This is a genomic window from Phocaeicola coprophilus DSM 18228 = JCM 13818, assembly GCF_000157915.1.
GTDB classification, from domain to species: Bacteria; Bacteroidota; Bacteroidia; order Bacteroidales; family Bacteroidaceae; genus Phocaeicola; species Phocaeicola coprophilus.
Map to the genome: position 1 here is coordinate 27,693 of NZ_EQ973647.1, position 8,282 is coordinate 35,974.

Sequence of the window (8,282 nt, forward strand, 5' to 3'; positions counted from 1 at the left end):
CAAAATAAAAATATAAAGCCCTAAAATCTTCTAAATTATATTTATCTACATTTACCCTTATATGAATATCTACATTTAATCCTTTTTCAAAAATCAATTTAATATTAGAAATAATCTTATCAAAAGAATTTGAATCTTCAAAATGTTTCCGTTTTTGATTATGATTCTTCTTCGTGCCATCAATTGTAATTTGAAGCAAAGTAATTAAATTGGGTGCTAATAAACTCAAATAAGAATCTAAATCATATCCATTAGTTATAGCATGGAACTTATAGCCTCTTTTTCTACCTTCCTGAACGATATATGTCACAATTTCTTTATTTTCCTTCAACAAAGGCTCACCTCCATACAATGTTATTACAGAATCTTGAAGTTGTTTTCTAGGTTCAATTTCAATCATAGCATTAAACAATCGGTCTACTTGAGATTTTGTAAGTACAATGCGATGTGGCGAATCCTTATATTCTCTTTTTTTTCAAAGCAGTAAGGACACCTAAAATTACAATTATATGTAACAACCCATGTGAAACTTTTATGTAAGATTTCATCTCTTTTATGTAATGCTTGAGCTACCCTTTCTACATATTCTATTTCTTCCTCTTTTGTTTTGTTTGTAATATACCCTCTTCTCTGCAGAGCCTGCAATGTCAAATCTGAAAGCTTTTTTATTTCATTGTATTTTAGACACAATACTACACTTTCACTAACAATATCCATAGCCCCTGTATATCCATGAATAAGCATATACTTTCCCTCTTCACTTTCCAGCTTGACAGGAATTATATACGATGATGTCCTTAATGTTTCCATAGTTTTAATACCAAACTTCCTTTTTATTTTCTATGATAAATATTCTCTTCGAATTGTCTTTTGTATGGTCGATCCACCTGAATAAAGCGTTCTTGGGCACACCTTTATATTCCAGGCGGTCGTCCTCCGTGGCAACCTGATTGCCCAGAGATACCCATTTGTCCCTATCCATATAGAACAGCTCGTACTCGCTTCCCTTACGTATGCCGTTGTTCTCGCTGCGGATAATAAAGCGGATGCGGGAAACCGCTGCCGGTTTCTCCAGCTCTAGTCCTCCCCAACTCAGCGTGTCCGCCGTATGGAAAAACGTAGTGGGGTCGCCATCGAACATCGCTTCCGCACCGGAATCGAAAAACTGTAGGCTGGGCTTGTAATGCCCTATAACTTTTCCTTTTAAGGGAACATCCGAACCTTCGGCATAAAACTCCACGTCTGCCATATTTCCCGTGCCACGGTCGGACGACAGGTAACGCAGGTACTTGCAAGGCTTTGTATTCCTGCAATCCACCGTGGTATACTTAAAAGTAGGCTGTTCCGTAAAGGTATAGTATGTAACCGCATCGCTGAAATCGGGACGGTTGGCTCCTTGTATCTTACCCCCGACAAAGGTGGGAAGCAGTTTTATCAGTTTGGGAGCATCCTTGTACAGTGTACTAAGCACGCAGTTAACGGTATCTGTCTGAGGCGCAAGCACATTGACGCATCCCAACGTATCCAGCAGAAAAGGATGACTGGTCAGTTGCAGCTTCCCGTCGGCATACAATGCCGGATGGTACACGATGTTCGGGCATACGTTCTGGAAGCGGACGCTGTCGCCCTGCCGCCTGCCCCACGCCACGGGAATCCATTGGGTGGGATGGTACACGCACAGATAGGCGAACTTGCGGTCGGAATGTCCCTCCACCGGAACAGTAATGTCCCGTGCCTCGATAAACGGATAATTGCCGGTAACGTCCTCCAAACAGGGATTCTTGAAAAAGTCGGGCACATCTTCGTTCCCACATTGCATAGCCAATGAGGAAGGCTGCTTGCCGAAAGTCTGTCGGTACACCTTTGGCATTTCGTGGCGGAAACGAATCAGATGTTCGTCCGGGTTCTGCTCTGCTCCGGAAAAGTCATGAAAAGTACTGTCGCTGTCGTATACTACATTAAAAGTATGTCTGCCGTTTCCCCTTCCCCAATAAGGCACGATTTCAATGCCTACCGGAATTCCTGCCGCACGCATGGCAAACATGGCTAGGTTGGCATAGTCCCCGCACAAGCCAAACTTAATGTTCATCAGAAGATGAGGGGGCAAAGTAACCGGGAGCACCGATTTTTCGGGTATGCAGATAGAATACTTAATCAGTTCGTTGTTGATAACCGTACAAGCCTGCCTGGCTGTCCGTATTGTGTCCGATTGCAAAAGAGGTTCGAAACGCTCCCGATACAAGGTGCGCCACTCCTCCGGCACTTCTCCACTGACACGGTAGGGCAATATCCACTCGCAAAATTCATTGAAGGAAAGATGGCGGTTCCACGGTCGGTCCCATACGGCAAAGGCTTCGTCAATGTTCCGAATCAGATAGTCAGCGGTCAGAGTCCGTGCGTCCAAGGCGAGAACCGGCTCTTCCTTCAAGTAGCGCGCCTGTTTTTCGTACTGTTCGTAAATTGATGGCAACTCCTCCTCACTCTTATGTCCCGTACGGAATACGGAATCCATGAAAGCGCAATACTCGTCTACCACCCGACCGGTAGCGTACGCTTTCCCCGCCATGTTTTCGAGCAGGAATTGTGCAGCACGCAATTTCAAGGAATCCCCTTCTTTTTCATAGTGGGCAAGTACCCGGAACAATTCGTCCCGATTGCTTCCCGCTTGCGACAAGGTTTCTTCCAGTCCCGAAGAAACCGGACGCATCCGGCAAGAGGCTACAAGCATACATAGCAATATAAGGATAACACCTTTCATAGTTCTTTCGAGTTAACATTCTTGTCTTGTTTTTCGGGGTAAAGGTATAAATTCTTTTTGTATTTTCAGATATGGTGTGATTTATTTTCAAACGACCGCACGATTGGTCTTCAACGACTGCACGATTGGGCTCCAACGACCGCACGTTTGGGCTTCAACGACCGCACGATTCAGGCGCAACGACCGCATGATGAATCCAGATAAAACAAAAGAGCTGATTTCATTAATGAAACCAGCTCTTTGAATATTATAAATGGTTGTAAATTAAATAGATAATTCGTTGAGTACCTTGATCAGGCTCTTGTCGAAAGGCTTGTCATCTTTGATAGCTTCCGCAAAAGGTATATAGACAACCTGATTGTTGCGGATACCTATCAGAACGTTGCGCTGTCCTTCCAGTAAGGCTTCGATGGCTCCGGTTCCCAGCCGGCTTGCCAGAATACGGTCGTATGCACTTGGAGATCCTCCCCGCTGCAGGTGTCCCAGAATGGATACCCGTACGTCATACTGCGGGTATTCTTTTTTGACGCGGTCTGCATAGTGCATGGCTCCTCCATCTTTGGGGCTTTCCGAAACAATGACGATGCTGCTGTTCTTGGTTTTCCGGAATCCGCGGCTGATAAATTGTTCCAGCTGGTCGGCATCCGTGCGGTCTTCCGGTATGATGGCAGCTTCTGCTCCGGAGGCGATGGCACTGTTCTGGGCCAGATATCCGGCATCCCGTCCCATGACTTCAACAAAGAAAATTCGGTCGTGTGAGGTGGCTGTGTCCCGGATCTTATCCACACATTCCACAATCGTATTCAGGGCTGTATCGTATCCGATGGTGTAATCCGTACCATACAGGTCATTGTCGATCGTGCCCGGAAGTCCGATGCAGACTACGTTATATTCCTCGGCAAAGATACGTGCTCCTGTAAGAGAACCGTCACCTCCGATGACTATCAGTGCAACGATGTGTTCCTTTTGCATGGTTTCATAGGCTTTTTTCCGTCCTTCCGGGGTCATGAATGCCTGTGAACGCGCTGTCTTCAGGATGGTTCCTCCCCGCTGGATGATGTTGCTGACCGTTTCTGTGGTCAGTTCCTTGATTTCACCTGTGATCAGGCCTTCATATCCCCGGTAGATACCTTTTACCTTGAATCCGTTGAAAATGGCGCTGCGTGTGACAGCCCGGATGGCAGCATTCATACCTGAAGCATCTCCACCGGAAGTCAGTACGCCGATATATTTATCTTCTGTAGTTTTTGTGTCTGGAGTAGTCATATAATCTTGCTTTTATGAAGTTATCTTGTTTTGTTGAATCTTAGAACTCTATTCCTGGGTAGAGGATGTTTATTCTTTAGTAAATCTGTGTTGACTGATCTGTAGTGCGAACCTCCTTTCTCTTATTTTTCGTTTTACGATTATACAAATTCAGGACCATTTCGGTCGGGATGATTTTCTGTCGTTTTTGATGATAATCTGTCATGTCATTATGGCGCGGAGTGGGTGGCATGAATAGAAGGAGAGGATGGAAGCCGGTGAAAAAAGATTCGTTGGAGAGTTGTTTGCATTCGTGGGCTTTTCATGGACATTGGTCGATTTTGCTTGCTTGTGTTTGAAGAAAATCTTTATTTTGTCTTTGTGAAAAAGCGGATGATTATTGTTTGTAAACACCTCTAGATATGCCTGTTTGAATGGTAAAGTGATATCTGTGAAGATGTCTGTATTGTTTTCAGGTAAGCAAACGGCAGAAGTCGTGTTCTGAACTTCTGCCGTTTTTTTGAATCCTATGGATTGGTCCTTACTTTTCGTCGGGATAAGGAATCAGACTGTTGGTCTGGATCAATGTTGGTCTCTGGGCATCTCTGGCTCTCAGGTAGTCAGAAAGTTCTTTGGCCAGTTCTTTCACTTTATCCGGCATGGATTGTGCCAGGTCGTTTTGTTCGCCAATGTCTTCCTTCACGTTGTAAAGGCGGAGTTGTCTGGTTTCCCAGGTATAGATGAGGTGATAGTCTCCTTTCAGGATAGCAGAGTAAGCTCCGTAACCTTCTTCCTTGTTCTGGGTTTCTCCCCAAAGGTTCGGGAAGTGCCAGATGAGTGTCCGGTCCGGATTGATGCGATGTTCTTTCAGAGCATCTGCAAAGCTGACTCCGTCAATGACTTGTCTGGTTTTGTAGGATTTGACTCCGGCCATTTCCAGAATCGTCGGGTAGAAGTCTTCGATGATAACTCTCTGTGCGCATTCGGTGCCGGGCCGGGTTACTCCGGGCCAGTACACCATCATGGGTTCTCTGACTCCTCCCATGAAGGCAGAGCCTTTACCGGCGCGTGCCGGATAGTTCTGATCCCGGTTTTCAACACCTTGACGTACGTTGTTCAGTCCTTGTCCTCCGTTGTCAGACATAAACAGGATTATGGTATTCTGTGCTACTTCGGGTTTCGAATTCAGATAATCCAGAATGTCTCCCAGGCTTTTGTCCATGCCTTCTACCAGGGCCGCATATCGGGCTTCGCTTTCATTCAGGGGAGCGTTGAGCTGCTTGTCTTCTTTTCCTCTGTATTTTCCGCTGAAACGTGCGTCATCATCGTAGGGAGAATGGACTGCATAGTGTGACATGTACAGATAGAAAGGCTGTTTCATCTGAACCGATTCATCCATTTCCCTGATCGCTTCGAGCGTTAAAGCTTCTGTCAGGAATATGTCTTTCCCGTAGTATTTTTCCAGTCCGTGAACCGCAAAGCGCGATCCTTCTCCGAAGTTCCTGGTTCCGAGATAGCTTCCCGGAGCTCCATTGGCCCCTCCTGCAATATTTACGTCAAATCCCATCTGGGCCGGATCTTCTCCGGGAGTGGTTCTTGCACCAAAGTGAGCTTTTCCGCAATGGATGGTTCTGTATCCGTTGTCTTTCAGCACTTGCGGAAGGGAAGTGATCGGAGTTGCATTGCTGATGCTGTCTGCCCCTTCCGGCTGGATGCCGTTATAATTCCATGAAGGCAGAGATATGACATCGCTTGTAGCATCTGTTTGCTGGTTGAGTTCCAGGGTCCAGTTCGTTACTCTGTGACGCGAAGCATTCATTCCGGACATCAGACTGCATCGGGTTGGAGAAGATATGGCGCAGGCATAGGCTTCCGTAAATTTCACCCCCATCCTGGCCAGTCTTTCCATATTGGGAGTTTGGAAGCGGGTGTTCAGATTGCTGGTCTGATTGTTGTAGAAAGGAACTGAGGTATCTTGCCATCCCATGTCGTCAACCAGAAACATAATGATGTTCGGTTTGTCTTTGGCGGGAGCTGCAGATTCGGTTCCATACGAAGCGAGTGTGGTAAGAGCCAATCCGGAAAGGAGTAATCTTTTATACATAAATAATTGGTTTAAAGAGATTTCAGTGTTTTCTGACTCATGAAATCCTGGGGTTAATAAAATGTATGGCTTTTCAGGACGTAAAAATAGGGGATCTTTTTCAAAAGATGGCTGTTGCCATATTTAAAAGATGTTGTCGGAAGCCATTTTACTCCAATGCCGGATTCAGGAATGGGCCTTGTGTCGGGTATACCAGAAATAGAACCATAATGCTGCTATGATCAGAAAGACGGGTGAGAGGATGGGAATCAGGTTTTTACCGATTCCGAAACCTTCCGGAGCAATGCAGATATAGGTTGCACAGACGGTCGTCATAAAAAGGGCGGGCAGGAAGGTGACCAGGAAGGAATATCCTTTCTTTTCCTGTACCAGCCATACGGTTATTGTCCACAGGGTGAATACGGCCAGGGTCTGATTGGCCCATGCAAAATATCGCCAGATGACCTGAAATCCGTCGGCATCCCGTAAGCTGTACAGAAGTAATCCGCTGGCAAGGAAGAACATGGGCACGCAGATATACAGGCGGCTCTTCATGGATTTCTGCTCAAAGTTCAGAAAATCTGCAACGATCAGGCGGGCAGAGCGGAAAGCGGTGTCTCCACTTGTGATCGGTGCGGCAACAACTCCCAGGATGGCCAGAATACTTCCGACTGTACCTAACCATTCTTTGCTGATATCAAACACAACGACAGAAGCATCGCTGATGCCCATACCGTTTTCATGGAAGAAATAGGTAGCTACAGTGGCCCAGATCAGGGCTACGATGCCTTCCGTGATCATTGCTCCGTAGAAGATAGGACGTCCATGACGTTCACTGCGCATGCAGCGTGCCATCAACGGGCTTTGAGTTGCATGAAAACCGGAAATGGCTCCACAGGCAATTGTGATGAACATCATCGGGAAGATGGGGGTTGTTTCCGCATGAGGATGCGTATTTTCCAGGGTATCCCATAATTCCGGCAATTCGGGTGCGTTCACATAAAGCATGGTTAATAATCCCAGTGCCATAAAGATCAGGGCAATGGCAAATAAGGGATATACTTTTCCGATAATTTTGTCAATGGGCAGAAGAGTGGCCAGAATATAATAGACGAAAATGACGATAATCCAGAAGGTTACGTTCAGTGATTCCGGAGTAAGCTTTGCCAGAAGTCCTGCCGGTGAGGCAACAAACACGGCACCGACCAGCATCATCAGAATGACCGTGAAGGCTCGCATGATCTGTTTGGTGGATTTTCCCAGGTAACGGCCTACTATTTCCGGCAGGCTTTCTCCGTCATTTCTCAGTGAGAGCATCCCCGAAAAATAGTCGTGTACCGCACCGGCAAATATGGAACCCAGAACAATCCACAGGTAGGAAGCTGTTCCGAACATAGCACCCATAATGGCTCCGAAGATAGGACCTACTCCTGCTATGTTGAGAAACTGGATCATAAAGATCTTCCATGTAGGAAGAACCATGTAATCTACTCCGTCTGGATGAACTAAAGCGGGAGTCTGGCGGTTGTCTGGCTTGAAGATACGTTCCACCAGTTTTCCGTAAGTGAAGTATCCGATGATCAGTGCCAGCAGGCAAAGGGTAAATGTAATCATAATATGTAAATTTTTAGATTCAGGCCCCAAAAGTAACAATTTATAATCAAAGTCTTGTAGTAAAGGGAAAAATTTTACACAAATACCCGCTCTGGACAGTAAAACTGTCAGATTTCGGAAGTATATTCAGAACTTAAAGCTGATGGAACCGTACGGAAGACAGTTCCGGTGCCAGTGTACGGAATGGAAATTCAGTATTTCTTCTTCAGGCGGGTTTCCTACGATGTTGTATAGCCCTGCACGGAAAAGCAGTAATCTTCCTGTCCTGAATTCTTTTTTATAAGTATAGCTGGCATCTACCCGGTAATTCATCGGTTCGCGTACCTTCCGGAAATCTTCTTGCGGAAGAGGGTCAAAGTTTTGGTCGAGGTCTGTGACTTTTCCGGAGCGTACCAGACCGCCTAAGGATACACTGGCACGTTTCGTCAGCTGACAGGATAATGCACCTCCTATCTGGTGGGGAATGTCATAGAGGGAAGGAAGCCTGCCCTGTTCTTTCAGGTCGTCGAACCATTCCCTGCTTCGGGTATAGGCATAGGAAAGCTGGAGAGTCCATCGCTTCCAGGTATTGAAAAAGTAACC

At 46.0% G+C, this 8,282-nt stretch carries 6 protein-coding genes and 1 pseudogene; all 7 read right to left on the reverse strand.

What is annotated here, in order from left to right; translation table 11 throughout:
- On the reverse strand, positions 1-400 hold a 400-nt coding region (locus BACCOPRO_RS17250; RefSeq protein WP_008144529.1), incomplete at its 3' end, for a radical SAM protein.
- Between the two features lie 17 nt (positions 401-417).
- A complete protein-coding gene (locus tag BACCOPRO_RS17255; protein WP_008144530.1) occupies positions 418-810 on the reverse strand; it encodes a hypothetical protein in 393 nt (130 codons plus the stop codon).
- 4 nt (positions 811-814) lie between these two features.
- Positions 815-2,758, reverse strand: a complete 1,944-nt coding sequence (locus BACCOPRO_RS13865; protein WP_008144532.1) for a transglutaminase-like domain-containing protein — start codon at positions 2,756-2,758, stop codon at positions 815-817.
- A gap of 264 nt (positions 2,759-3,022) precedes the next feature.
- On the reverse strand, positions 3,023-4,024 hold the full coding sequence (gene pfkA, locus BACCOPRO_RS13870; RefSeq protein ID WP_008144535.1) for a 6-phosphofructokinase: 1,002 nt from the start codon (positions 4,022-4,024) through the stop codon (positions 3,023-3,025).
- 520 nt (positions 4,025-4,544) lie between these two features.
- Positions 4,545-6,107, reverse strand: coding sequence for a sulfatase (locus tag BACCOPRO_RS13875; RefSeq protein WP_008144540.1), 1,563 nt, complete (start codon positions 6,105-6,107; stop codon positions 4,545-4,547).
- Between the two features lie 165 nt (positions 6,108-6,272).
- A complete protein-coding gene (locus tag BACCOPRO_RS13880) occupies positions 6,273-7,700 on the reverse strand; it encodes a carbon starvation CstA family protein (protein ID WP_008144542.1) in 1,428 nt (475 codons plus the stop codon).
- Positions 7,701-7,826: 126 nt separating this feature from the next.
- Positions 7,827-8,282, reverse strand: a pseudogene (locus BACCOPRO_RS18105) (TonB-dependent receptor); the annotation flags it as partial.

Excerpts from the sequence above, each read along its gene's own strand:
- BACCOPRO_RS17255 (WP_008144530.1), bottom strand. The coding sequence starts at position 810 with ATGGAAACATTAAGGACATCATCGTATATAATTCCTGTCAAGCTGGAA.
- BACCOPRO_RS13865 (WP_008144532.1), bottom strand. The coding sequence starts at position 2,758 with ATGAAAGGTGTTATCCTTATATTGCTATGTATGCTTGTAGCCTCTTGC.
- pfkA (WP_008144535.1), bottom strand. The coding sequence starts at position 4,024 with ATGACTACTCCAGACACAAAAACTACAGAAGATAAATATATCGGCGTA.
- BACCOPRO_RS13875 (WP_008144540.1), bottom strand. The coding sequence starts at position 6,107 with ATGTATAAAAGATTACTCCTTTCCGGATTGGCTCTTACCACACTCGCT.
- BACCOPRO_RS13880 (WP_008144542.1), bottom strand. The coding sequence starts at position 7,700 with ATGATTACATTTACCCTTTGCCTGCTGGCACTGATCATCGGATACTTC.